Origin of the sequence: Halolamina sp. C58 (assembly GCF_051195095.1) — an archaeon.
GTDB lineage: Archaea > Halobacteriota > Halobacteria > Halobacteriales > Haloferacaceae > Halolamina.
On the sequence record NZ_JBNTJY010000001.1, the window covers coordinates 554648 to 576902 of the forward strand.

General features: G+C 63.8%; 27 protein-coding genes and 1 tRNA gene. 11 read left to right on the forward strand and 17 right to left on the reverse strand.

The window, feature by feature from the left end; translation table 11 throughout:
- From ACQUSM_RS02905 to ACQUSM_RS02925, 5 genes are all read right to left on the reverse strand, one after another.
- The coding region (locus ACQUSM_RS02905; RefSeq protein WP_435118268.1) for a BMP family lipoprotein at positions 1-652 on the reverse strand (652 nt) is incomplete at its 3' end.
- A 306-nt stretch (positions 653-958) separates the two neighbouring features.
- Complete coding sequence (locus ACQUSM_RS02910; RefSeq protein WP_435115555.1) at positions 959-1939, reverse strand: PLP-dependent cysteine synthase family protein; 981 nt, start codon at positions 1937-1939, stop codon at positions 959-961.
- Positions 1940-2000: 61 nt separating this feature from the next.
- Positions 2001-2285 (reverse strand): DUF5798 family protein, encoded by a 285-nt coding sequence (locus ACQUSM_RS02915; protein WP_435115557.1) that lies wholly within the window; start codon positions 2283-2285, stop codon positions 2001-2003.
- A 48-nt stretch (positions 2286-2333) separates the two neighbouring features.
- Positions 2334-3260, reverse strand: coding sequence for a D-2-hydroxyacid dehydrogenase (gene ddh, locus ACQUSM_RS02920; RefSeq protein ID WP_435115559.1), 927 nt, complete (start codon positions 3258-3260; stop codon positions 2334-2336).
- 32 nt (positions 3261-3292) lie between these two features.
- Entirely contained in the window at positions 3293-3526 is a 234-nt protein-coding gene (locus tag ACQUSM_RS02925) for a hypothetical protein (RefSeq protein WP_435115561.1), read from the reverse strand.
- 77 nt (positions 3527-3603) lie between these two features.
- Here ACQUSM_RS02925 and ACQUSM_RS02930 point away from each other — a divergent pair, with 77 nt between their 5' ends.
- Positions 3604-3840: a hypothetical protein gene (locus ACQUSM_RS02930; protein WP_435115563.1), complete on the forward strand. Its 237-nt coding sequence runs from the start codon at positions 3604-3606 to the stop codon at positions 3838-3840.
- Between the two features lie 10 nt (positions 3841-3850).
- Here ACQUSM_RS02930 and ACQUSM_RS02935 read toward each other — a convergent pair whose 3' ends face one another.
- Positions 3851-5089, reverse strand: a complete 1239-nt coding sequence (locus tag ACQUSM_RS02935) for a CobW family GTP-binding protein (protein WP_435115565.1) — start codon at positions 5087-5089, stop codon at positions 3851-3853.
- Positions 5090-5205: 116 nt separating this feature from the next.
- On the opposite strand from ACQUSM_RS02935, the gene ACQUSM_RS02940 reads away from it, so the two are divergent.
- The 3 genes from ACQUSM_RS02940 (at position 5206) to ACQUSM_RS02950 (ending at position 8441) form a co-directional block, all read left to right on the forward strand.
- Complete coding sequence (locus ACQUSM_RS02940; RefSeq protein WP_435115567.1) at positions 5206-5502, forward strand: hypothetical protein; 297 nt, start codon at positions 5206-5208, stop codon at positions 5500-5502.
- Positions 5502-6476, forward strand: a complete 975-nt coding sequence (locus tag ACQUSM_RS02945) for an ArsA family ATPase (RefSeq protein WP_435115570.1) — start codon at positions 5502-5504, stop codon at positions 6474-6476. The genes ACQUSM_RS02940 and ACQUSM_RS02945 overlap by 1 nt, the downstream gene beginning before the upstream one ends.
- A gap of 111 nt (positions 6477-6587) precedes the next feature.
- Complete coding sequence (locus ACQUSM_RS02950; protein ID WP_435115572.1) at positions 6588-8441, forward strand: carbon starvation CstA family protein; 1854 nt, start codon at positions 6588-6590, stop codon at positions 8439-8441.
- Between the two features lie 113 nt (positions 8442-8554).
- On the opposite strand, the gene ACQUSM_RS02955 is transcribed toward ACQUSM_RS02950, so the two are convergent.
- Positions 8555-9169: a hypothetical protein gene (locus tag ACQUSM_RS02955; protein WP_435115574.1), complete on the reverse strand. Its 615-nt coding sequence runs from the start codon at positions 9167-9169 to the stop codon at positions 8555-8557.
- Between the two features lie 136 nt (positions 9170-9305).
- Here ACQUSM_RS02955 and ACQUSM_RS02960 point away from each other — a divergent pair, with 136 nt between their 5' ends.
- Complete coding sequence (locus ACQUSM_RS02960; RefSeq protein WP_435115576.1) at positions 9306-9512, forward strand: hypothetical protein; 207 nt, start codon at positions 9306-9308, stop codon at positions 9510-9512.
- Between the two features lie 6 nt (positions 9513-9518).
- Here ACQUSM_RS02960 and ACQUSM_RS02965 read toward each other — a convergent pair whose 3' ends face one another.
- The 3 genes from ACQUSM_RS02965 to ACQUSM_RS02975 all read right to left on the reverse strand — a co-directional run bounded on the left by ACQUSM_RS02965 (position 9519) and on the right by ACQUSM_RS02975 (position 10958).
- Positions 9519-9875, reverse strand: a complete 357-nt coding sequence (locus ACQUSM_RS02965; protein WP_435115578.1) for an antibiotic biosynthesis monooxygenase — start codon at positions 9873-9875, stop codon at positions 9519-9521.
- Positions 9872-10600: a fumarylacetoacetate hydrolase family protein gene (locus ACQUSM_RS02970; protein WP_435115580.1), complete on the reverse strand. Its 729-nt coding sequence runs from the start codon at positions 10598-10600 to the stop codon at positions 9872-9874. The genes ACQUSM_RS02965 and ACQUSM_RS02970 overlap by 4 nt, the downstream gene beginning before the upstream one ends.
- 64 nt (positions 10601-10664) lie before the next feature.
- Positions 10665-10958 (reverse strand): acylphosphatase, encoded by a 294-nt coding sequence (locus ACQUSM_RS02975; protein ID WP_435115582.1) that lies wholly within the window; start codon positions 10956-10958, stop codon positions 10665-10667.
- 92 nt (positions 10959-11050) lie between these two features.
- Here ACQUSM_RS02975 and ACQUSM_RS02980 point away from each other — a divergent pair, with 92 nt between their 5' ends.
- From ACQUSM_RS02980 to ACQUSM_RS02990, 3 genes are all read left to right on the forward strand, one after another.
- Positions 11051-12421, forward strand: coding sequence for a phosphopentomutase/phosphoglucosamine mutase (locus ACQUSM_RS02980; protein ID WP_435115584.1), 1371 nt, complete (start codon positions 11051-11053; stop codon positions 12419-12421).
- Positions 12422-12520: 99 nt separating this feature from the next.
- Entirely contained in the window at positions 12521-12790 is a 270-nt protein-coding gene (locus ACQUSM_RS02985; protein WP_435115586.1) for a type II toxin-antitoxin system HicB family antitoxin, read from the forward strand.
- The gene (locus ACQUSM_RS02990; protein ID WP_435118270.1) at positions 12791-13036 is read left to right on the forward strand and encodes a type II toxin-antitoxin system HicA family toxin; all 246 of its coding nucleotides are present in this window, start codon (positions 12791-12793) and stop codon (positions 13034-13036) included.
- An 18-nt stretch (positions 13037-13054) separates the two neighbouring features.
- Here ACQUSM_RS02990 and ACQUSM_RS02995 read toward each other — a convergent pair whose 3' ends face one another.
- Positions 13055-13486 (reverse strand): CoA-binding protein, encoded by a 432-nt coding sequence (locus ACQUSM_RS02995; protein ID WP_435115588.1) that lies wholly within the window; start codon positions 13484-13486, stop codon positions 13055-13057.
- Positions 13487-13524: 38 nt separating this feature from the next.
- The gene (locus tag ACQUSM_RS03000) at positions 13525-14133 is read right to left on the reverse strand and encodes an RAD55 family ATPase (RefSeq protein WP_435115590.1); all 609 of its coding nucleotides are present in this window, start codon (positions 14131-14133) and stop codon (positions 13525-13527) included.
- Between the two features lie 200 nt (positions 14134-14333).
- On the opposite strand from ACQUSM_RS03000, the gene ACQUSM_RS03005 reads away from it, so the two are divergent.
- Positions 14334-14408: transfer RNA gene (locus tag ACQUSM_RS03005), tRNA-Arg, on the forward strand.
- 261 nt (positions 14409-14669) lie between these two features.
- On the opposite strand, the gene ACQUSM_RS03010 is transcribed toward ACQUSM_RS03005, so the two are convergent.
- From ACQUSM_RS03010 to ACQUSM_RS03020, 3 genes are all read right to left on the reverse strand, one after another.
- Positions 14670-15230: a hypothetical protein gene (locus tag ACQUSM_RS03010; RefSeq protein ID WP_435115592.1), complete on the reverse strand. Its 561-nt coding sequence runs from the start codon at positions 15228-15230 to the stop codon at positions 14670-14672.
- Between the two features lie 158 nt (positions 15231-15388).
- Complete coding sequence (locus ACQUSM_RS03015; protein ID WP_435115594.1) at positions 15389-16102, reverse strand: hypothetical protein; 714 nt, start codon at positions 16100-16102, stop codon at positions 15389-15391.
- Between the two features lie 174 nt (positions 16103-16276).
- Positions 16277-17113, reverse strand: coding sequence for a hypothetical protein (locus ACQUSM_RS03020; RefSeq protein ID WP_435115596.1), 837 nt, complete (start codon positions 17111-17113; stop codon positions 16277-16279).
- Positions 17114-17274: 161 nt separating this feature from the next.
- Here ACQUSM_RS03020 and ACQUSM_RS03025 point away from each other — a divergent pair, with 161 nt between their 5' ends.
- Positions 17275-20193 carry an SLC13 family permease gene (locus tag ACQUSM_RS03025; protein WP_435115598.1) on the forward strand — a complete coding sequence of 973 codons (2919 nt, stop codon included), beginning with the start codon at positions 17275-17277 and terminating at the stop codon, positions 20191-20193.
- A gap of 60 nt (positions 20194-20253) precedes the next feature.
- On the opposite strand, the gene ACQUSM_RS03030 is transcribed toward ACQUSM_RS03025, so the two are convergent.
- Entirely contained in the window at positions 20254-20445 is a 192-nt protein-coding gene (locus ACQUSM_RS03030; RefSeq protein WP_435115600.1) for a hypothetical protein, read from the reverse strand.
- A 755-nt stretch (positions 20446-21200) separates the two neighbouring features.
- Between ACQUSM_RS03030 and ACQUSM_RS03035 the strand changes: the two genes are divergently transcribed.
- Positions 21201-21461 carry a hypothetical protein gene (locus tag ACQUSM_RS03035; protein WP_435115602.1) on the forward strand — a complete coding sequence of 87 codons (261 nt, stop codon included), beginning with the start codon at positions 21201-21203 and terminating at the stop codon, positions 21459-21461.
- A 108-nt stretch (positions 21462-21569) separates the two neighbouring features.
- On the opposite strand, the gene ACQUSM_RS03040 is transcribed toward ACQUSM_RS03035, so the two are convergent.
- On the reverse strand, positions 21570-22226 hold the full coding sequence (locus ACQUSM_RS03040) for a hypothetical protein (protein ID WP_435115604.1): 657 nt from the start codon (positions 22224-22226) through the stop codon (positions 21570-21572).
- Between the last annotated feature and the right edge of the window lie 29 nt (positions 22227-22255).

The following is a 22255-nucleotide window of genomic DNA, read 5'->3' on the forward strand; positions in this document are numbered from 1 at the left end:
ACGAGCCGGCGTACGCCGAGCGCACCTCGATCTCGGAGTCGACGTGGTGGACGCCGGCGATGAAGCCGGCCTCGAACTTCTTGATCAGGGGGTTCTCCTTCCCGCCGACGAAGCCGACCACCTTCTCGTCGGGGTTGGTGGCGAACGTCTTCTCGGTGCCGCTGTAGGTCCCCTCGTGGCTGAACTCTCGGGTCGACAGCAGCCCCGCGAGGTGGCCGACCTGGAACGAGCCCTCGTGCTCGCGGAACGTGTAGGACGCGACGTTGTCGGCGTCGAGCTCGGCGTCGACCAGCATGAAGTTCTGGTCGGGGTACTCCGACGCGTTCTCCTGCAGCGCGCTGCGCTGGGCGAACCCGATACACGCGATCAGGTCGTAGTTGGGGTCGGTCGACGTGGCGAACTGCTGCTGGAACGTGCCGAACTCGCTCTGGCCCGTCGGCTCGGTGTTGTCGTAGGAGACACCGAGCTCCTCCTCGGCGCGCTGGATCCCCGCGTGGGCCATGTCGTTGAACGCCTCGTCGCCCAGCCCACCGAGGGCGTACACCATCCCGACGTTGGTCTCGGAGCTACTGCCGCCGCCGCCGCCGAGACAGCCAGTCAGTCCGGTCAGTGCCGCGCCGGTTGCGCCCCCGATGAACGTTCGTCGGTCGATGTGGTCGCGCATCGTTGTGGCTCTCTCTCGGTGACCGGCGGTTAAGCCCATCGTTTTGCCGGTAGTTCGAGTCCGACGACTGACTGGTTCACGGGTGTCAGTCGCACGGTTCTGTACGAATTCCGCCCGATATCGCCACTATCCACCGAGATAGTACACACGTTCGTGGGTACCCGTGCCGCCGGCGTTACGAACTCGCAGGAGCCGTCGACTCGGGGACGGCACGGCGGCGGGCAGTGAGCGAAGGGCACACGGTGACGATGCGCGCGCTGCCGGCCGTTCGGTCGCGTGGCGCGCGAACCGGAATCAGCCCTCCCACTCCTCGTACTCGCCGTAGATCCCCTTCGAGAGGTAGCGCTCGCTGGAGTCGGGGAACACGGTCACGACTGCGTCGTGGGGCGCGTCGATCTCGCCGTCGGCGATCCCGCGGGCGACGTTCTTCGCCGCGACCGCGTTCGCGCCCGCGCTAGAGGCGACGAGGTGGCCCTCCTCGGCGGCGAGCCGCTGGACCTCGGCGTGGGACTCCTCGTCGGGCACCGCGTGGACGGTGTCGACCAGTTCCGGGTCGAACAGCTCGTTGGTCGAGGTGTCGTGCGTCCCGATCCCCTCGGTCTTGTACTCGCCCTCCTCGCGCTCCTCGCCGAGCAGCGTCCCGTACAGCGAGCCCTCGGGCTCGACCGCGACGACGTGGGTGTCCGCGTGCTGCTCGCGGCCGTAGCGGGCCATCCCCATCAGCGTGCCCGCGGTGCCACAGCCCGCGACGAGCGCGCCGACCTCGCCGTCGAGCGCGTCGTAGATCTCGGGCGCGGTGGTCTCGTAGTGGGCCTCGGCGTTGAGCGGGTTCGAGAACTGCTGGGGCACCGCGGCGTTGTCGAGCTCCTCCGCGAGCTCGTGGGCGCGCTCGATCGCGCGGGGCATCCCGTCCTCGCTCGGGGTGTTGATCACGTCGGCGCCCAGCGCGCGCATGAGCTGCTGTTTCTCCACGGAGAAGCGTTCGGGCACGACGAACACCGCGTCCAGATCGAGCGGCCCCGCGGCGACCGCGATCCCGATCCCGGTGTTCCCCGCGGTGGGCTCGATGACCGTCCCGCCGGGGTCGACGTCGCCCCGCTCCAGCATCCCTTCGAGCATGTACTTCCCGATCCGGTCTTTGATGCTGGCGCCGGGGTTGAACGACTCCAGCTTGGCGTAGACGGGGACGGCGTCGGGGCTGTCGTGGACCCGAACCAGCGGCGTCTCGCCGATGGTGTCGAGCACCGAGTCCAGCGGTTCCCGATGGGTGGTCATACTCGAACGTGGGTGGTGGCGTTTGTGTAGCTTACCATCTCCGAGAAAGCGCCCCGGCGACTCAGTCGTCGGCCGCCGCGTCCCCGTCGTCGCCTTCGGCTTCGGTGATGTGGGCCTCCGCGGCGACGGCGTCGACGTCGATGTCGTGCTCCTCGGCGATCGCGTCGAGGACGGCGCGCTGCTCGGCCATCTCCTCCTCGACGCGGCCCACGCGGCGCTGGGTCTCGTCGACGGTCTGCTGTGTCTCCTCGACCTCCTCGCGGAGCTTGTTCATTCGCTCGTACACCTTCTCGGCTTTCTCCGCGACGGTCTGGAGCTTCTGTGCGGTGCTTCCGAGTCCAACCATACCCGGGGAATGGGCGCGGGGGTTTGTGTCGTTTCCGGTGGGTCGGGGTCAGACGACTTGGTTCGCGAGCCGCTCACCTCGGTCGATCCGGCGGACGTTCTCCCGGATCAGCGCAGCCATCCGGTCGGGGTACTCGCGGTGGGCGGCCGCGCTGTGGGGCGTCACGATCACGTCGTCCATTCCCCACAGCGGCGACCCCTCGGGTAGCGGCTCGGTCTCGAACACGTCGAGCGCGGCGCCCGCGAGCTCGTCTGCGCGGAGCGCATCGATCAGCGCCGACTGCTCGACGACCGCGCCGCGGGCGACGTTCACGAGCACGGCGTCGTCGCGCATCGCCGCTAGCTCGTCGGCGCCGATCAGCCCCTCGGTCTCCTCGGTCAGCGGCACCGCCAGCGCGACGAACTTCGGCCCGTCGATCGCTGTCCGCAGTTCGGAACTCGGGTGGACCGTGTCGACGTGATCGACCGGCGTCGGCGTGCGCTTGACCCCGGTCACGTCCATCCCCAGCGCGTCGGCGCGGGCGGCGATTCCTCGGCCGAGTGTGCCGAGCCCGACGACGCAGACGGCGCTGTCCGCGAGCGTGAACGGCGCGTCCCAGTCGGCCCACGCCCACTGTTCGCGCTCCTGCTTGCTGCGGAACTCGTGGAGCCGGCGGGCGAAGGAGAGCATGTAGCCCGCGACCGTCTCGCCGACGCTGTCGCCGTGGACACCGGTGCTGTTGGTGAGACTGGTCCCCGCCGCCTCCAGCGCGTCGAACGGGAACCGATCGACTCCCGACTGGACGGAGTGGATCCAGTCGAGTCCGGCGTCGAGGAAGGCGTCGTCGTACGCGAACGTCACCAGCCCGTCGACGCCGTCGAGCTCGTCGGTGTCGACCACCACTGCCTCCGGGTCGAGATCGTCGAGCCGGTCCCGGAGCACCGCCGGCGGGAACAGCGCCTCGATCGACGTGTGGATACCGATCCGTGTCACCATGTCCCGAGAGTCCGGCCCGCCCCGCCTACTGTTTATCGGATCGCCATCAGGTACGCCCCGGTAAAGATGAGCACCGCCGCCGTCGCGACGTTGATCAGCGTGAACTCCATGCTGCCCACGTAGTCGAGCCCCCAGACGATGGTCGCCGCGAACAGCGTCGACAGCACGGCGTTCAGCCCGTGGACCACCCACGGGTTCCCTTCGGAGCGCTCCGTCGCCGCCTCGAACCCGTCGCGGCCGGTGGGGCCGCGGTCGTCGTCGCTCATGCTCGGTAGCCCGGGCCGGGGCCACTTAGCTAATTGGTCGCCGGGAGAGCTAAGGGTCGCGAGCCGGAAGAACCGGTATGGGCATCGTTAGCACGATCGAGGACGCGCTGACCGGGCGAACCGAGAAATCGGCCGACGAGTCGGGGCCGGAGTCGACGGGGGCGTACTGGTGTGACGACTGCGGCGTCCGGATCCGCGACGTGGAGGTCGCGGCCGAGGGGTTAGATCACGACGACGAGGGGACGCCGCAGTGCCCGGACTGCGGGGACGCGATGCGGTTCGAGCGCTCCCACGCCGACGGCTGTGCGTGCTGAGCCGCGGAGACTACTCCGCCGCGGCCGGCGTCGGCTCGCGGATCGGCGCCTCGTCGCCGTTCTCCGTCGGGAACGGTCCCCCGGGGAGCTCCTCGACGGCTTCCCACTCCTCGTCGGTGACCAGCGCGTCGTCCAGCCGGCTCCGCAGCGTCTCCTCGTCGAACTCCGTGCCGATGACGACGTACTCCGTCCGTCGATCGCCGTGCTCTTCGTCCCACTCCAGGCTCGGGCGGTTCGAGCGGTAGAGATCCTGTTCGACCTCGGGCAGCGACGCGATCCACGGGCCGCGCGCCTCCACGCGCACTGACGACCCCGCCTGCCCGACGGTCTGCCGGAGCTCGTTGCCCGCGACCCAGAGCGTCCCCTTCGAGCGCACGACGCCTTCCGGGAGGTCACGGAGCACGTCGGCGATTCGTCCGGGGTGGAACGGCCGCCGCCGTCGGTAGGTGAACGACGCGACGCCGTACACCTCGTCGGGGTGGCGGTGGCCGTGGTGATCGCCGTCCTCGTGTTCGTGGCCGTCGTGGTCGTGCCCGTCGTCTTCGAGCGCGCGCTTCCACCCCGGCAGATCGTTCACCTCGCCCTCGTCGAACCGTTCGGTGTCGAGCAGCCACGCGGGGTCGACCTCGGAGAACGACGTGCGGAGCGTGTCGGCGTCGGGCTGGAGCGCGGCGACCAGCGCCTCGGCCTCGTCGAGTTCGTCGTCCGTACAGAGGTCGGCTTTGTTGAGCACGACCGCGTTCGACACCTCGATCTGCTCGACGAGCAGGTCCGACAGCGGGCGGTCGTCCTCCTCGGCGGCGGTGCGCTCGGGCGTCCCCGTGCCGCCGAACGTGTCCACGAACAGCCGGGAGTCGACGACGGTCACCAGCCCGTTCACGCGGTACCGCGCCGCGGCGGCGGACTCGGTGGTGAACAGCCGCGCGACCGGCGCGGGTTCGGAGATGCCCGAGGACTCGACGACGAGGTGGTCGAACTCGCGGTTGCGCGCGAGCCGGATCACCGCGGTCTCCAGGTCGTCCTGCAGCTCACAGCAGATACAGCCGTTCGAGAGCTCCTCGACGCCGCCGGCCACGTCGGTCTCCGACCCCTCGGCGACGAGTTCGGCGTCGACGTTCACGTCGCCCATGTCGTTGACGAGCACCGCGATGTCGCGGTCGCCCGCGTTGGTCAGCAGGTGGTTCAGCAGCGTGGTCTTCCCGGCGCCGAGGCTCCCCGAGAGCACCGTCACCGGGATGCGATCGCTCATGCGTGTGGGTGGGTGCCACTCGCTTTTCAACCCCTCGGCGGCGACGCGTCACGGGGCGCCGGCGTCCGCCACGGGCACGACAGCTTTTACCCCACGAACGCGTAGCACTGGACAGCATGGACCTCTCCGAACGGATCGATCGGTTCCTGACCGAGCTCGAGGAGTGGCTCCGGGGGCTCTACCACGGAATGATCAGCCACCCGGCGTACGAGAAGATCGAGAAGGAGGCCGAGGACCTGGAGGACGCGTTCCTGCTGGCCTGCTTCCCCGACGCCTTCGGCATCCCCTCGCCGGTGTCGTACTACACCGCCGAGATCCTGCCGTACCTCGAAGACGAGTTCGAGGCGTGGGAACGGCGGCTCTGGGACCGGGACACCATGATCGAACGCAAGGGCCAGCAGTACCACTTCTGATGGAGCCGTTCGTCTTCTTCGGCGGGAAGGGCGGCGTCGGCAAAACGACCGTCTCGTGTGCGTACGCACGGAAGTGCGCGGACGCGGGCGTCGACACGCTGGTCGTCTCGACCGACCCGGCCCACTCCGTCTCGGACGTGTTCGACCAGCAGTTCGGCGACAGCCCGGAGCCGGTCGACGGCGTCGACGGCCTCCACGCGCTGGAGATCGACCCCGACGACGAGGTGACCGCCCACCTCGACGAGATCCGGAACCGGCTCTCGGATCAGGTGTCGGCGTCGATGGTCAACGAGATCAACAAGCAGCTGGAGATGGCCCATCAGACGCCGGGCGCCTACGAGTCGGCGCTGTTCGACCGCTTCGTCGAGGTGATGCGCGAGAGCGACCCCTACGACCGCGTGGTGTTCGACACCGCGCCCACGGGGTCGACGCTGCGGCTGCTCGGCCTGCCGGAGTTCCTCGAGGACTGGGTGGACCGCCTGATGCACAAGCGCCGCCAGAGCATCGACCTGTTCGAGAAGGCCGCGATCGGCAACAACGAGCCCCGGCGCGTGATGGAGGGCGACCCCGTCCTCGAACGGCTGCAGGAGCGCAAGGAGTTCTTCGAGTACGCGGGCAGCGCGCTCCGGGAGGACGCCGCCTTCTTCCTCGTCTTGAACCCCGACCAGCTCTCGGTCAACGAGACCGCCCGCGCCATCGACGACATGGACGCCGAGGGGCTCGGGGTGTCGGGGCTGATCGCGAACAAGCTCACCCCGCCGCCGGACGACGACGAGAACGGCCGCGGTGCGCGCTACCTCCGCGACCGCATCGACACCGAAACCGACCGGCTCGATCAGGTGCGGGAGTCGCTCGACCCGCCGCTGCTCGCGGAGATCGAAACCCGAACCGAGGAGATCCGCGGCGATCTGCTGGCCGACGTGGCCGCCGAACTCGACGTGGCCGTCGACGCCGAGGCGCCGTCGTTCGTCTGATCGGTCGCCGATCGACAGCTCCCATTTGGTAAGTTCGGGCGGCGTCGGCCGGAAACGATTAGTCAATGTTTAAGTGCCCCACGTCAATGAGTATCACGAAGGTACGTTACAATGACACAGGTAATCTGGATCGTGGCGGCAGTGTTGATCACGTTCTCCGTTGGGTACGTCGGGTACTCCCGGTATCTCTCACAGTTCGTCGATCTCGACGACTCACGGGAGACGCCGGCCCACAAGTACGAGGACGGGCAGGAGTACGTTCCGTCGAAGAAACCAGTGCTGCTCGGACACCACTTCTCGAGCATCGCGGGCGGCGCGCCGATCGTCGGCCCGATCACGGCCGGCGCCATCTGGGGCTGGGTGCCCGCGCTGCTGTGGGTCGCCATCGGTAACCCCCTGATGGGTGCGGTCCACGACTTCGTCTCGCTGTCGGGGTCGATGCGACACGAGGGGAAGTCGATCGGCTACATCATCGGCGAGTACGTGGGTGAACGCGGGAAGAACCTCCTGCTGTGGTTCGCGTTCCTCACGATCATCCTCGTCGTCGCGGTGTTCGCGCTCGTCGTGGGGATCGTGCTGAACGCGTTCCCGTCGGCGGCGACCGCGAGCTTCGTGTACATCGCGCTGGCGGTGGTGTTCGGCGTGTACCTCTACCAGCTCGACGGCCCGTTCATCCCCGGGACGGTCGTGTTCGTCGCGGGCGTGTTCGCGGGCGTCTGGCTCGGTATCCAGTACCCCTTCGCGCTGTTCCAGCTCGCTGGCGACGCCTCCCACCCGGCAGGGACGTTCGTCCTGTTCAGTGGCACAGGCTCGTGGGTCCCCGGCGCGGGCGCACTCGGCGGCAACACCGCCGCGTGGGTGCCGGTGATCCTCGTCTACGCGGCGGTCGCGAGCGCGCTCCCGGTATGGACCCTGCTCCAGCCGCGTGACTACCTCTCGTCGTTCCTGCTGTACGCGGGTGTCGGCGGGGCGCTCGTAGCCATCATCGTGGGGACGCTGCTCGGCACGTCCAGCGAACCGCTCGTGATCGACAGCAGTATCGCGGCGTTCGAAGGGTTCCTCGGCGTCGACGCGGTCGCGCCGTTCCCGCTGTTCCCGATGCTGTTCGTGACGATCGCGTGTGGGACGATCAGCGGGTTCCACTCGCTGGTCTCCTCCGGGACGACCGCGAAACAGCTCAACAAGGAGAGCGACGCCCGCCTGATCGGCTACGGCGGCATGCTCGGCGAGGGGCTGCTCGCCTCCGTCGCGCTGTCGACGCTCGCGGTCGCCGGTGCGGCTTCGGCCGCCGCGGGCGGCGGGATCGGCGGCGCGCTCCCGAACTTCGCATCCGGTGGCGGCGTAATCCTCACCAGCCTCGGCATCCCGGCGGACTACGGGGCGCCGTTCATGGCGCTGGTGCTCGTGAGCTTCCTGCTCACGTCGACGGACACCGCCGCTCGGCTGGGCCGCTACATGATGGAGGAGATCCTCGGTACGCCCGGCAGCGGTACCGACACCGGCCTCTCGGGCGGGATCGGCTCGTTCGCTCGCGGTCGGTACACCAATCCCGTAATTCAGGTCGGCGTCGCGTACGCGCTGGTCGTCTCGGGCGAGTGGGCGACGCTGTGGACGCTGTTCGGCGGCGCGAACCAGCTGCTGGCCGCGCTGGCGCTGCTGACCGCGACGGTCTGGCTCGCCAACTGGGACGACTCCAAGCAGCTGATCTCCACCGGCGTCCCGATGGTGCTGATGGTGGCTATCACGGTGCTTGGGCTGTCGTGGATCGCGTTCAAAGAGCAGCTCTACGACCAGCTGATCATGGGCGGCGCGAGCGGTCTGGGTGCCCAGATCTCCGTCGTGATCCGGGTCCTGCTTGCGCTCGTGCTGCTGTACCTCGCGCTCTCGCTGGTCAAGATCGGCTACGAGAACATCAGCGACGTTCGGGGCGGCAGCGGCGCGGCGGCGGAGCCGAGTGACGACTGACCGTCCTCGCTCCACCGTTCCCGGCGACGACTGACGACGCATCGACCGGCCACGGCGGCCGAACCGTCACGGTCCCCGATTACCTCCCTCCGCTCGAACCTCAGCAGCGACGGCTACGTCCAGAACCGCTTGGCGAACCGAGAAAGGAAGCTCTCTGTCGGCCGCTCCACGTCGCCCCAGAGCGCGAACGCCTCGGCGGTGTCGGCCTGCTGGCTCGCGACCGCCGTCTCCTCGTCGGGGTCGACGACGGCGACGTTGATCTCGTAGTGGCCGTAGTAGCCGAGCGCGAGCAGTTCGCGCTCGCGGAACCCCTCGACGAACTCCCGGACCGACTCGGTGATCTCGTCGGCGACGACGACGAACGTGAACTCCGTCTCGAAGTGTTCCTCGCTGGGGACGATCCGCTCCTCGGCGAGCTCGTGGCCGAGTTCGACCAGCGACTCGAGGTCGGCGACGGTCGGCCGATCGATCCGCCGGGCGAACACGTACTCCGCCCGGTCGTGGTCGGCGTAGCTCAGCGCCGGGTGGAAGAACTGCTTCTGTGTCCGAACGCGGAACTCGCCGTAGAGGTCGAACGACTCCCCGCGGACCGAGTAGTCGCGTTCGAGGTCGTAGCTGTACATCAGCCGGTCGCTGACTCGGTCGAAGTACTCGTCGTCCCACGTCGGCACCTCCTCCCGGATCTCGGGGGGGAGATCCTCGGGGTCGCGGGCGTCGGCGTCGCTCATCGTCGGCCGGCGGGGCGGTCGCAGTCGTGTCGGGCGGTTCGTCGGTGCATGGTCGTGAGTGGCACACGACGGGTGAAAAGCCCGTCGCGTGGCCGCTGGCGGCAGACCTAACACTGGGGAACCCTAACGCACGATCATGAGCGACGGAAAACCGACAGAAGCGTGTGGACGCTGTTCGATGACCGCCGTCGTCGACGCGGCCGACGTGTCGGGGGACCCGTTCGACGACGAGCGGATCGAGGTCGACGAGTCGTCGGTCCGGCGCGTCTCGCCGGCCGCGTGGATGGGGAGAGTCACCGGCCGACTGAACGCCGCCGTCCAGCGACTCACCTACGGGAAGTAGCCCCTGTCAGCGCCGGTCGCTGGATCGCTGTTCGTAGTGTTCGGCCTCGTCCTCCCACCGGCTGAGTAGCTCCCGCGCCTCTTCGGGCACGTGCGCTCGCCCGTAATCCTCGCCGGCGAACTCGGTGACGGCGTCGTAGTCCGCGAACCGGAGCTGGGTCACGAACTCTACTTCCCTGCCGGCCTCACGCCGGAGCAGGTCGTAGCCGAGGTAGCCGTCGCCGTCGAGGGTTTCGAGCAGTCCGTCCTCGGGGTCCGTGAGGAACTGCTCGTAAGCGTCGGCGTCTTCGGGCTCGGTCCAGCCGTGCCAGACCCGGACGATCGGCCCGGTCTCCTCCCCCGTCGGCCCGCCGTTCCCGCTCACCGCTGCACCTCGTGTTCGAGCGTGCCGACGCCTTCGACTTCGACCTCGACGTGATCGCCGTCCTCGAACGGGCCGACGCCCTCGGGGGTGCCGGTCGCGATCACGTCGCCCGGTTCGAGCGTCATGTACTGGGTGGCCTCCTCGATCAGCGTCGGCACGTCGAACACCATCTGGTCGATCGTGGCGTCCTGCTTCACCTCGCCGTTGACCCGGGTCTGGATCGTCGCGTCCTCGGGGACGTGCTCGGGGTCGGCCACACAGGGGCCGATCGGCGCCGCGCCGTCGAACGCCTTGCCGCGCACCCACTGGGACTCGCTGCGCTGGTCGTCGCGGTTGGACACGTCGTCGACGCAGGTGTAGCCCGCGACGTACTCCATCGCGTCCTCGCTGTCGACGTGCCTCGCTTGCTTCCCGATCACGACGCCGAGTTCGGCCTCCCACTCGACGCGCTCTTTCCCTGCGGGCAGCGTCACGGTGTCGCCGTGGCCCGCGACGGTGTTCGGCCCCTTGAGGAAGAGGAGGGGACGGTCGGGCACATCGGCGTCGTGCTCCTCGGCGTGGGCGACGTAGTTGCGCCCGACACAGAGCACCTTGCTCGGCTCGCTGGGTGCGAGCAGTTCGATCTCGTCGAGCTCGTACGTCTCGCCCGCGAAGCTGACCGAGTCGCCGTGCCACTCGCCGGTTCGGACCGCGCCGCCGGGATCGCGGAATCGTGCGTGTCGCATCACCGTGTCGGTCGGTCCCGTGCCGCTAAGTCGTTCCGGCTCCGGCGATCCGCCGGCGCGGGAGTCAGCCCGACCAGCGAACGCGGAACCCGTCGGCGCCCTGCGGCTCCTCGTACGTCACCTCGACGCGCTCGACCGTCGCTCGGGGGCTGCCGGTGTGACACCAGCCGATCATCGACTCCACCGACCGCGGGTCGCCCTCGAACACCGCCTCGACGCGGCCGTCGTCCCTGTTCCGGACCCAGCCGTTCACGCCCCGTTTCGTCGCTGTCTCTTCGGTGTTCGCCCGGTACGCGACGCCCTGCACGTCACCGCTGACGTGGACGCGCACCCGTACTGAGTCGTCGGAATCGCGCATGTCGAAAGCATCCGGGGAGCGATACTTAACGCCGACGCCGGCGCGCGTCCGGAACCGGGCAGGCAAAGTAGCCCCGCGCCGACCGACCGACCATGGAACTGTTCGGAACCGCCGGTATCCGCGGGGACGCGCGAGAGACGGTGACGCCGTCGCTGGCGCTGCGCGTGGGGCAGGCGGCCGCCGCCGACGCACGGGCGCAAGCCGACGAAGGGACGATCGAGTTCGTCGTCGCCCGGGACGGTCGCGAGACGGGGCAAGCGCTGGTCGACGCGATGGCGTCGGGGCTGGCCTCGGCCGGCGCCGACGTGGTCGAGATCGGGCAGGCGCCGACGCCGGCGCTCGCGTACGCGAGTCGCGGCCGGTACGGCGTCGCGATCACGGCCTCGCACAACCCCCCGGAGGACAACGGCATCAAACTGTTCGCGGACGGCGTCGAGTACAGCGGCGCCGCGGAGGCCCGTATCGAGGGCCGCATCGCGGAGGGCACCGAGCCGACGGCGTGGGACGGCTGGGGCAGCCACGAGACCGCCGAGACCCTCGACGACTACCGCGACGCTGTCGTCGACTACGCCGCGGGGTTCGGTGCGGACCTCGACGGCCTCCGAATCGTCGTGGACTGTGGCAACGGGATGGCGTCGCTCGCGACGCCGCACGTCCTTCGGGAGTTGGGCGCCGAGGTCGTCACGCTCAACGGCAACGTCGACGGTCACTTCCCCGGCCGCGGGAGCAAGCCCACCGAGGAGACGCTCGGTGACTGTATCCGGTTCCTCGAGGAGGGGGAGTTCGACCTCGGAATCGCCCACGACGGCGACGCCGACCGCATCGTCGTCCTCACCGGCGACGGCGAGGTCGTCCACGAGGACACCGTCCTCGCGATGCTCGCCGAGGAGTACGTCGCCGCCGCCGGGAGCGAGGATCCGACGGTCGTGACGACGCCGAACGCCTCCGCGCGCATCGACGAGCGCGTCCGCGCCGCGGGCGGGCGCGTCGAGCGCGTCGCGCTGGGCTACCTCCACGACGGGATCGCCGACGCGCGGGAATCAGGGGCGGACGTCGCGTTCGCCGCGGAGCCGTGGAAACACGTCCACACGCGCTTCGGGGGCTGGATCGACGGTGTGGCGTCCGCCGCGGTGCTAGCCCGCCTCGTCGCCGAGATTCCGCTCTCGGAGCGCCGCGAGCCGATCCCCGAGCGGCCGTACACGAAGGTCAGCGTTCCCTGCGCCGACGACGCCAAGGTCGACGCGATGGCCCGCCTCGCGGAGACGCTGCCGGAGCGGTTCCCGGAGGCCGAGGTCGACGACGAGTACGGCGTCCGACTGGAGCTGCCGGACGCCTCGTGGGTGCTCGTGCGCCCGAGCGGGACCGAGCCGTACCTCCGGATCTACGCCGAGAGCGAGGACGTGGAGACGCTCTCGGAGGCCGCGCGGACGGTGGTGGAGGACGCGATCAGCGAGGCGGAGTAACGTCGGTCAGGGGTAGTAGCCGCCTGACTGCTGCCCGTCGTTCGAGACTCCCACATCCGGGGCGAACTCTTATCCGGGAATACGGCCAAACGAGAGTGTATGGCGAGTACGAGCAGTAGCGGCGAGGCGGGCGTGGTGAAGTTCGTCGTCGAGGACGACGGCTCAATCACCGCCCGGGATCTCGAGACGGGGCTCGCACGCGGCGGCGACACCAAGTCCGAGGCGCTCGCCCAGTTGGCGGAAGTGCTCGAACTCCACGAAAACGGGGGCGAGCCCATCACCGACCCCGACACTTTCCTCGGCGAGGAGCTCGATATCGACCCCGACGAGATCGAGGGCGATCGCGAGCAGCCCGACTTCTCTGGCTGACTGGTTCGAACGGCGTTTTCCGGCCGTGAGGTGATCTCCGTTCTGGCCGATTTCGGATACCTCCCGGCTCAGCGAACGGGGAGTCACGTCCGGCTCAGGTACGAGAACGAAGAGACCGGCGAGGTTCGGCTCGTCGACGTGCCGATGCACGACGAGATCAAGATCGGGACACTCCGCTCGATCGCGGACCAGTGCGGCGCGACGGATTTCGAGGCGTGGTGTCGCTGGATCGACCGAAACGCGTGATCGTGGTGTCGGCCCTTTTCAGGCCGACGCGATCAGTCGGTCGTGTTCGACCTTGATACAGCGGTCCTGCACGAAGTCGAGACCCGCGTTCTCGGCCAGTTCGGCCGCCTCGTCGCTCTCGATCCCCAGTTGGAGCCACACCCCACCGGCGTCGCCGTGACTCTCGTGGCGGTCGATCACGTTTTCGACGATCCCGGGCGTCTCCTCGCTGGGGCGGAACACGTCGACGAGGTCGATCGCTTCTTCGACGTCGGCGAGTGAGTCGTACGCCCGTTCGCCGAGGATCTCGTCTGCGTAGGGGTTGATCGGCACGATCCGGTAGCCGTGCTGCTGGAGGTAGCGTGGCACGTCGTGGGCGGCTTTCCCTTCGGTCGTGGAGCAGCCGACGACCGCGATGGTGTCGGCGTCGAGCAGTTCGCGCAGGCCGTCGTCGTCGTCGGTGATGGGCATAGCTGTCGGTTGGGGCTCCACGGTGATAGATGGTCGGCTCAGGCGTCCGCGAGGTGGATCACGGGCTCCTCGTCCTCTCGAACCTCGACGACGCCGTCGAACAGCTGCTTGAGCGTGTTGAGCGTCTGCTGGTCGTGGGCCGTCTCGTCGATGCAGTAGAGGCCGAGCCCGTCGACGCTCTGGACGCGGCCGGTGAACACGTGGAGGAAGCGGAACACGGTCTGGAGATCCGAGTACATCAGCAGCGTCGTCAGCGAGTGGAGCATCACGCGGTTGTGGGTGATGTTTCGGTCCTGGTAGAACGCCTGGAGGAACTCGGAGAGTTGGATCCCGATCCCGGTCATGTCCACGGGCGAGGAGGCGTACTTGACGCGGTTGCGCTCGGGCACGTCGTCGCCCTGCTGTTTGGTGACGCAGTCGACGACGGCGACCGGGCGGCTCTCGTAGCTCGTCCGCTCGGCGAACTGCTCCAGCATCCAGTCGCCGCTGTCCTTCGTGGTGACGATGATCGACCCCTCGCCGTTCTCGGTGCCCGCAGCCAGCAGATCGAGACAGAGCGCTCGCTTTCCCGAGAGCGGCGGCCCCGTGAGCAGGATGTTGGTCCCGGGCTCGACGGTCGCGTCGAGATGTGGCTGAAGGTCGTACATTACGCGGCAGAGAGGGGACAGCGAGTAGATCCTACGGTTACGCGGTACCCAATCTGCCCAAGAGTCATCGGATGGTTAGACGATGCTCTGAGGCGTTATTATTCTTTGTGATTGGTGGCGTCGACGACGCCGACGCCCGCGGGCGAACGCCGCCACGAACCGAGTGACTTAACTGTGGGTCCGCAGTACGAAGGCGTGTCGGGCGCTTAGCTCAGCCTGGACAGAGTACTTGGCTTCGGACCAAGCTGTCGCGGGTTCAAATCCTGCAGCGCCCATTCGTTTTTCGAATGGATCACATTCGCAAGACGGCGGCACATCGTTTATAAATGAGTCGTCGTGCGCGCGCTTGATTTCATTCGATTATCGAACGGGGGTCCCTGCTGTCCTGCGATTCGCCAGGATTTACTGGACAGTCCAGGGACATAAATCTCGGTTCTGACCTCGTGCGCGCGCCACAAATGACTCGGCAAGCCTGTGGAAGTACCACTTTGTGGATGTTTTATGCAACGTAGAATCTCCACCGGCTACCGAGTCAACTACCCTTCAGCTTCTGGAAGCGCTTCGTCTTGATACCCCGCATCCAGGAGGAACTGCCTCACATGGCTCGCTTCTTCGTCTGTCAGCGATTGCTCTTCGAATAAGGTCTCTATCACCTCTCCCGCGTTTTCACACAGGAATACTTCTTGCTCAAATGGCTCCTTCTCAACTGGATCGCGTCGTTCATCAACTAAAATAGGCTGCATACCGCCCCCGTGGACGTAGCGATAGAGGGTTAGTGAACGGACGATACGGTCCTCGACAAGGAAGCTACTTTGCTCTCGCTTCGGCGCGGTTACGATCTCGCGTGATTCGAAACCTTCAGCGAGTCGTTGAAAGTCTCGGAACTCAGCAGGTACTGGTCCATCAATGAGATGAGTAATGACCCCAGGCCAGGTGAAGCCATAGACCCGCTCAAAGAAGTTGACGACATTGCTGTCTTCCGACTCAAACACGAGGAGCAGATCACCGATCTGTAGTTCTGTTTCTTCTACCCGGATATGTGACGAATATGGATAGGCATCCCCTTCATCGAGAACGTCAATCTCTGGCTTGGACATGTGGCCCTCCAGCATCTCTGGGTTCAAAGAACGTCTCGTTTGCCAGTAGGTAGTAGTCCGATTTCTCTATTACAAGTGGGTGCTGATACTGCTGTCAGGCGTAGAAGATAGACGTACCCGTTCCGGTAGGGGCTGAGAATTCAGTAGAGTCGTTTGAATCAAGATTGAGTTGCGTTTACAATCTGCGGTGAAGGAGACGGGAACCGTTTGATCGACCGATAGTCCCAGGAGTAAGAATACCTCAGGTAGACTTGGCCGGATTCAATGTTGGCGTCAGTGAAATCCATCTGAACATTCTCCTCTGGGTCATGGTCTACCACGAAATACGTCGTTACCATACTGTGCGCCGGGAGTGTCTCAATGTATACTCCGCCGTCACATTGTGTGAGTTCGCCACTTTGTTCAAAGGGCTTAGAGAAGTGGACGATACTTCCTGGTGCCCACGCTGCTTCGTAGTTTGATGGCTCGATTCCAGAATAGGAACGTGTACCTTTCTGGTCTATACATCCCGCAAAATCGATGCTCAAACTTAATGACGAGATCGGTCTGTCTGCCTGATTGATTATTGTGACAGCGTAGTAGTCCGTATCGTTTGAGTCATTAACCGCGACGAAAGGCGGTGGTTCGTCACTGTGGGATGCGGTAAACGTTGGTTCAGGCGAATCAACCACATACATCGCAAGGGCATGGTGTCCCATTGGGACAATCACGGGCGAAATAAGCGCGAAGAATATACTCCCGATGAATCCGGCCGTAAGCGCGGTATACAGCTCGCCCTCGGGAAGCCAATCTTGGTCTCTGAGGAGATACCATAGTCCCCCGAAGGCCGCGATAATAAAGAGAATCCATAGGATCTCTGTTAGTAGTGGCATGTAGCAGAGGTATCACATGACCGCATTATCATTATCGGTCGCTCAGATTCCGGCGGCCTAATCACTCAACAACCTGTGGACAACAACTATTCAAAAAATGCCTGAACGAAGTTTCGTGGAGTTATGTCCTGTCAAATTATGATAGGATGTGCAGTTTCGAATCACTCGTCTTCCTCAAACTGCCGTTCGGTATTCTCGTAACCGGCTTTTTAGCCAGTCCGGCACTTTAGCGTCTTCTCCCATAGCTTCGGTTATCACATTCTCGACGGCGTCTTCGAACTCTTTCTCGTTGACTGTAACGTCTTCAATAACCTGTTTCCCCAATTCAAAACCGTACTCAGACTCGCCCTTTGCAAGGCCGACGAATAGATGGTAAGCGATTGTACCGTCATCTTCCGCGATAGCCTTATTCCAGTGCCTCATGAACGCGAGCTTCGGCGCACTGACCGTATTAACCGCCTCTCGGTCGTACATGAGAACGTCTACAGTGGCCGTCCGTAACGCCATCGAGATAGGAAGGAGCACTAAGTAGAAAGACAGGATAGGGAGAGCTCGATATGGAAGTGAAAGCGGTGACGCAGCCAGTGAGACAATCCCGCCGACGACAGCAATGATTAATTCTCCTGTCCGATAGCGATCACTGACAGTCGTCGTATATTGAATCGTCTCGGCTCTCGTTTCGTCATGATTGACATTAGCGGGGAGTAGATTTCGACGACGCAGACACTCGAAAACATGCTCTCGCATTCCTAAGACACCATCTCTGATGCGCTGGCGAATCCAGTCATTAATAATATCGTCGTCAACGCCAAGTTTGCGGCTCACAAAGGGAGCGGGACGGGAAAGGGCCAAGACCAGTGGAACGACGGTGAGCATGAATACCGTTTTGATAAGGTCAACTATTCGGAATACGTAGTGGATACCGACCCAAAACACAGCCCTAGCTCCACCGGGTACGAGTAGAATAACGATGATTGTGATAGCAAGAGGCGTCAGCCACCTGGGATCCATCTGGTAACAATTTGTACGATTAACTGATTAGTTTTTCCTTGAGACATTATTATGGAATCTTGCAACACGCAGTATCCGTGAGGTATGCAAGACACTAGCCTCAGAATTGCTTGTCAAATTTTATCAATACGGGACGAGATGCTGGTTAGACAACCCTCAACATGGCTGAATCAGTCCCCGTTTCCCGCCGCCTTACTGATCTTTGTCGGAATGAACACGTTGAGCTTCTCGATGGACTAAACAACAAAACCGCATGGAGTAAAGAAGCCGATCTGGGATACGGAAACCAGGTTGTCTCTGTCGCACACGATGACCGGACCGTTCTTGAGCTTGTACAGAACGCACGGGACGCGATTATTGATGGCGATGGGGACGGGCATGTTTCGGTAATCGTCGGTCCAGAATCTTTGATAGTCGCCAACACGGGCAGTCCCTTTCGACTGGATGACGAAGATGTCTTTAGTGCCGTAACATCACTTGGACGCTCGGCCAAAGCACAGGATCGTGGCTCGATTGGCGAGAAGGGCGTCGGTCTCAAGTCGATCCTCCAGTTGAGTGAGCAGTTCAGCATTTACTCCCGGGTGGATAACCACCATCTCTCGGCACACTTCTCACGGGCGCGCGCTGCTCGTATGGTGCTCGCGATGTACGACGATCTTCTCGACGAGCCGAGATTCACAGGGCAGTTGCAAGATGGTAGCAATAATTCACTCCTTGAGGAGTATAGGTCGCTCGTGGATGAGGTAGACGCTGATGTATACCCTGAGTACCTCGATGTCGATCAGATACGCGCGCAGCTACTCGAAGGGGAACAGGAGCCACCGAGTCCCGCTTCCATTTTAGGTGATCTTCCTCGGCTTTCGCTGTTCCGCTATCCGTTCCCAGACGGGGCGCCGAATAGCGACTTACCATTACGCTCGAGCCTAATCGAGGGGGCTGACTCAGCTATTACATCCTCGAACCGGCTTGGAGACGATCTCCAGTCGTGGCTGGGTGCAGAGGAGAACACGTTCACTACGATCATTGAACTGGATTACGTAGATAGCGAATGGCGAACTCTCCTTGACCGCGTCGACAGCGGGCTTGACGGCATCGATACTGAGGCGCTTTCGACATTTCGTAATAACCGCTCGTCAACTACTACGGATCAAGATGAGTTCGCAAAGCAGCGGCAGGAAGCGCTCTGGGAAGAGTGTACTAGCATCTCGCCGGAAACGCTGATCCTCCTTGGTCAAATCGATCAGATGGACCTCGTTCGGGTTACTCGTGACGAAGGTGGGACCCTACGGATGGACGACTACCGCGAGATTACGGTCGAATCTGGGGACACGACGAGGCTTCCGGATGCTCCAGCTGTCAGCCAACGACCGGTGACGTACACGAAGGCCGAGTCTAGAGATGACGATCCCATCACGTACACTCGGGAGTTTCGGCAGTACACTCGGACGTACAGCAACCTTAGCGATAGCGATGAGCAGGAGGAAACCGAGGACGATATTCACCTGCTGATTGAAAGGCCGCAGCTGGATGCGGAATGGCATCCCACGTCCAAGCCACTCTTCCTGTTCTACCCAATTGAAGAGGTTGAGACGCCGTTTCCGTTCGCTGTCCACGCTCCGTTCCGAGTCGATTTCGACCGTCAGTCCCTTGCTGAGGATGATCAGAACCAGCGAATTCTTGAGAAGCTCCCTGCACTCATCGCAGACGCAGCGACTGACCTCGCGACAAGTAAATGCCCGGACACAGGGTCCACGATGCCGTTCGCCAAGTGGATGCCCTGGCTGATGACGCCAGTCGCGCCAGTGCATTTGGACGACAAGACAAGCGCGATTGGCGATGCTATCCAGAAAACATTTGACCGACTTCGAGATGAGCCGATAGTTCCGACTGACACCGGCGAGCCAGAGAAACCGTCAGAAACGCTCGTCGATCCACAGCGGCTGCTCGCGTTTGAGGCCCTTCGTGAGCGATCCCCAAATCCACCCCTCCCTGCGGCTGGTGCCATTAAGACAGGTCAGGCGTGGCGTAACGCCGTCGTCGCTGATCCCGAGGAATTCGGCGAGTGGACGGCCAATATCGGCCTCACTGAGATTCTCGACAGACCACGTGACAACGAGGGAGGACGCGGAAGCATCGACCTCCTTTGTGAACACTGGGAAGCTTCCGATGTATCGGCGAGTGATTGGGCAATAAGTGTGAACGACACAAAGTACGCAGAACAGTATTTCGGGGCTGTCCACGGTATCCTTCAATCGGCGTCAGAGGGTGACGAACTCGACCTGAGTGATGGAACAGTTGCGAAGGAAGCCGCGAAGAAGCTTGGAAACGAAAAAGTACCATTACTACCCGCCGAGGCACATCAGAAAGGTAGCAGATCGGAAACAACGTCAGTAACGCATCTTGTCCGGGCCCGGTCTCGCAGCACAACTGGCGACGGTGGGGCTTCGCGAAGCGAGCGAATCGTCTTCCGGCGTGCCGCAAGCAGTGGTGACTCAGATCGTTCCAGTATCGGCAATCTGCCGACCCCGCCGGATGAACTCCCGGTCTTCGTTATACCGTTCCGGACTAACTGGTCAGGTGCATTAGAGGGTTACAACAGAGACTGGGGGACGCTCGTCCTCCTGGGCGGCGGGCTCGCGCTCGCGGACGGCCTCGCCGCGACGGACGCCACCCAATGGCTCGCCGACGCTTCCTTCGGGACCCTCGCCGGCGCATCCATCCTTCTCGTCGTGCTCGTGGTGGTCGCGGTGACGGTGTTGCTGAGCGAACTCGCGTCGAACACCGCCGTGGTCGCCATCTTCGCGCCCGTACTCATCACTATCGGCCCACAGTACGCCGGCGGGCTCGGCACCACCGGTGAGGGCGCGGCGGTCTTCCTCGCGATTACGGGTGCGGTCGCCGCGAGCTTCGGGTTCGCGCTCCCTGTCGCGACGCCGCCGAACGCTATCGCGTTTGGCACGGGCGCGATCAATCGCGAACACATGCTCCGCGCGGGCTGGCGGCTCGACGTGGTGATGGTCGTGCTCGCGACGGCCGGAATGCTGGTGACGTTCCGGGTCGCGTGGCCGCTCGTGTTTTGACTGGCAGACCTGGTTGTCACCACCCAGGCCTCCGTGATGGGCACCGGAACGACGAATCGCTCACTGGGTCGCACTGGCGGCCGCGATCAGACCGAGCATCGCAACGGCGGCCCACTCGAAGCCGACGATGTCGAGTGAGAACCCAACCAGGACGGCAACGGCCACGAACGCCACCGTTCCGATTTCCACGTCATCCGCCGCTACGTCGTCCCAGAAGGAGTCAGTTCCTGCTTGTTCGTCTGGCTCTGACATGATTCAAATCCGGTTCTCTTGACTCGCGTAAAATAATTCGGAATGCTCGAAGAGAACGTCACCGTGTTCCGCTGTACTGACCAGCGTGACGTCTCTGTGCCCGCTTCTGACGATACGCTCCGAGTTGTTCACCCGGCTGTTGCGGTCCGATAGACGGCAGCTCCGGCGAGCAATGCGATTACTACTCCAGCACCCGCACCCATTGTGAGTCCCGTCGCGATGTTGCCATCCATGAGTTGAGCCATCATCGCCCCCATCCGGAACCAATCCCGGCCCCGATACCGATTCCTGCACCGATTGCCTTGGAGCGATTCGAGTCGTTAGTTGTGCTCATCACTGTAAACCAGCAACCCTCACGAGTATCAGTGTTCGGTAACGGTGAGCACCGCAGGTCGTCTCCCTTGTCTCGACTGTTCGAAGTAATCGGTGAGTTTGTCAACGGAGTCCTTACACGACGACGGGCTCAACCGGACACAGTGCTCCCGTGGTTCCAGTTTGGGGTATTCACTCATCGGCAAGTAAGCTGGTAGATTTGACGCGACCAACAGGTACTGCTCGGTGGCGGAACGTCCGTGGAAGCGCGTATCGGTGGCCCGGCTCCCGCTTACCTTGATCCGGTAGTGTTCCTCGGTGTCTTGGTCGCCTAGACGGTCGTTCCGCCTCTCGTCGGGTATCTACGGTTCCGCCGGGCCGATCTGAGCTAGCGCAGCAGGAATCCCCCCGATATTATACGCTGTAACTGAACATTTACCCTCATGTCGTCACCGCCGTTTATCGACCCGGAATCGAGAGAATTGGATTTAGCCCAGGTTCGAGCAGAGATTTTTCCCCTCGCCGGTCTCATCGTTTTGTTCGAAGGAGCGGCGCTTCTCTTGTTTTTGATCACGCTGTTGGTCGCGGGTAACTCTCTGCTCGGTGGCGTCCTCACTGTCATCTCTCAGTTCATACTCGCAGTCGGCACCGGTATTGTGTTGATGTACGTCGTTGCACGCGGGATACAACTCGCCGACGGTTAGTGCCGACTTGAGACTCTTTGGGCCCATTTTACTGTGTGAGTGTGAACACCGATTTGTTCTACTAAACACGGCGCAGTCGTCTCCGGTGAGCACGTGAATTTCTCCGTTTCACCCGGCAACCTGTGCGATCGCGACTGCTTCGCGGTAGCACGCAATTGCTAGCAGCAGATATCCGCCGACCAGTAGTCCCCACTCGCGGCGCGTTAGCGACCAGTCTCTCGGGGAACGGACTCGTTCGAACTCCTCTTTCCATCGGGGCCCGGATTGCTGGTGCCACAGCATCACGCCTCGCGTCGCGACGACGATCGCGACGAACGCCGTAATCTCCATCGGACCACTTCGTTCGACGATTACTGTCAGTGAAGGGACGATGCGCTCTCCCGTCCCGATGGCGAGTGATCCGGTCCCCCAGACGATTCCGTAGCGGGGTGCCTGTACGACCTGAATGACGTAGCCGAGCGGCGTGTTCACCGAGCGGAGGGTGTTCGCTGCGACGGCAATTAGCGAGACGGCTACGTTCCATCCAAATAACGTCAGAAACTCCCGCGAAACGCTTCCTGCGTACTCAGTGGACGCAGCCGGGTTCCCTCCTCGAAGTAGGCCTTGTGGGAAGAAAACGTAGCTGAGAACCCACGCCGTCGTAAATAGGCTCGCGACGACGATCCACAGGGAGACGAACCGGACGAGGACATCGTCGTGATTGACGTACCGGCCAAGTTGCTTCGATATCCTATTGATTAACCCGGTCGCATTCGACACTGCCATAGGGACTTCCGTTGAGGGCCACTGACAAA

What these genes read in the sequence shown, in the direction of transcription:
- ACQUSM_RS02935 (WP_435115565.1), bottom strand. Translation starts at nt 5,089, where the DNA reads ATGAGCGATCGCATCCCGGTGACGGTGCTCTCGGGGAGCCTCGGCGCC.
- ACQUSM_RS02970 (WP_435115580.1), bottom strand. Translation starts at nt 10,600, where the DNA reads ATGCGACACGCACGATTCCGCGATCCCGGCGGCGCGGTCCGAACCGGC.
- ACQUSM_RS03025 (WP_435115598.1), top strand. Translation starts at nt 17,275, where the DNA reads ATGGCTGAATCAGTCCCCGTTTCCCGCCGCCTTACTGATCTTTGTCGG.
- ddh (WP_435115559.1), bottom strand. Translation starts at nt 3,260, where the DNA reads ATGGTGACACGGATCGGTATCCACACGTCGATCGAGGCGCTGTTCCCG.
- ACQUSM_RS02995 (WP_435115588.1), bottom strand. Translation starts at nt 13,486, where the DNA reads ATGCCCATCACCGACGACGACGACGGCCTGCGCGAACTGCTCGACGCC.
- ACQUSM_RS02930 (WP_435115563.1), top strand. Translation starts at nt 3,604, where the DNA reads ATGGGCATCGTTAGCACGATCGAGGACGCGCTGACCGGGCGAACCGAG.
- ACQUSM_RS03040 (WP_435115604.1), bottom strand. Translation starts at nt 22,226, where the DNA reads ATGGCAGTGTCGAATGCGACCGGGTTAATCAATAGGATATCGAAGCAA.
- ACQUSM_RS03035 (WP_435115602.1), top strand. Translation starts at nt 21,201, where the DNA reads ATGTCGTCACCGCCGTTTATCGACCCGGAATCGAGAGAATTGGATTTA.
- ACQUSM_RS02945 (WP_435115570.1), top strand. Translation starts at nt 5,502, where the DNA reads ATGGAGCCGTTCGTCTTCTTCGGCGGGAAGGGCGGCGTCGGCAAAACG.
- ACQUSM_RS03020 (WP_435115596.1), bottom strand. Translation starts at nt 17,113, where the DNA reads ATGGATCCCAGGTGGCTGACGCCTCTTGCTATCACAATCATCGTTATT.
- ACQUSM_RS03010 (WP_435115592.1), bottom strand. Translation starts at nt 15,230, where the DNA reads ATGTCCAAGCCAGAGATTGACGTTCTCGATGAAGGGGATGCCTATCCA.
- ACQUSM_RS03015 (WP_435115594.1), bottom strand. Translation starts at nt 16,102, where the DNA reads ATGCCACTACTAACAGAGATCCTATGGATTCTCTTTATTATCGCGGCC.
- ACQUSM_RS02940 (WP_435115567.1), top strand. Translation starts at nt 5,206, where the DNA reads ATGGACCTCTCCGAACGGATCGATCGGTTCCTGACCGAGCTCGAGGAG.
- ACQUSM_RS02960 (WP_435115576.1), top strand. Translation starts at nt 9,306, where the DNA reads ATGAGCGACGGAAAACCGACAGAAGCGTGTGGACGCTGTTCGATGACC.
- ACQUSM_RS02975 (WP_435115582.1), bottom strand. Translation starts at nt 10,958, where the DNA reads ATGCGCGATTCCGACGACTCAGTACGGGTGCGCGTCCACGTCAGCGGT.
- ACQUSM_RS02955 (WP_435115574.1), bottom strand. Translation starts at nt 9,169, where the DNA reads ATGAGCGACGCCGACGCCCGCGACCCCGAGGATCTCCCCCCCGAGATC.
- ACQUSM_RS03030 (WP_435115600.1), bottom strand. Translation starts at nt 20,445, where the DNA reads ATGTCAGAGCCAGACGAACAAGCAGGAACTGACTCCTTCTGGGACGAC.
- ACQUSM_RS02985 (WP_435115586.1), top strand. Translation starts at nt 12,521, where the DNA reads ATGGCGAGTACGAGCAGTAGCGGCGAGGCGGGCGTGGTGAAGTTCGTC.
- ACQUSM_RS02915 (WP_435115557.1), bottom strand. Translation starts at nt 2,285, where the DNA reads ATGGTTGGACTCGGAAGCACCGCACAGAAGCTCCAGACCGTCGCGGAG.
- ACQUSM_RS02950 (WP_435115572.1), top strand. Translation starts at nt 6,588, where the DNA reads ATGACACAGGTAATCTGGATCGTGGCGGCAGTGTTGATCACGTTCTCC.
- ACQUSM_RS02910 (WP_435115555.1), bottom strand. Translation starts at nt 1,939, where the DNA reads ATGACCACCCATCGGGAACCGCTGGACTCGGTGCTCGACACCATCGGC.
- ACQUSM_RS03000 (WP_435115590.1), bottom strand. Translation starts at nt 14,133, where the DNA reads ATGTACGACCTTCAGCCACATCTCGACGCGACCGTCGAGCCCGGGACC.
- ACQUSM_RS02980 (WP_435115584.1), top strand. Translation starts at nt 11,051, where the DNA reads ATGGAACTGTTCGGAACCGCCGGTATCCGCGGGGACGCGCGAGAGACG.
- ACQUSM_RS02925 (WP_435115561.1), bottom strand. Translation starts at nt 3,526, where the DNA reads ATGAGCGACGACGACCGCGGCCCCACCGGCCGCGACGGGTTCGAGGCG.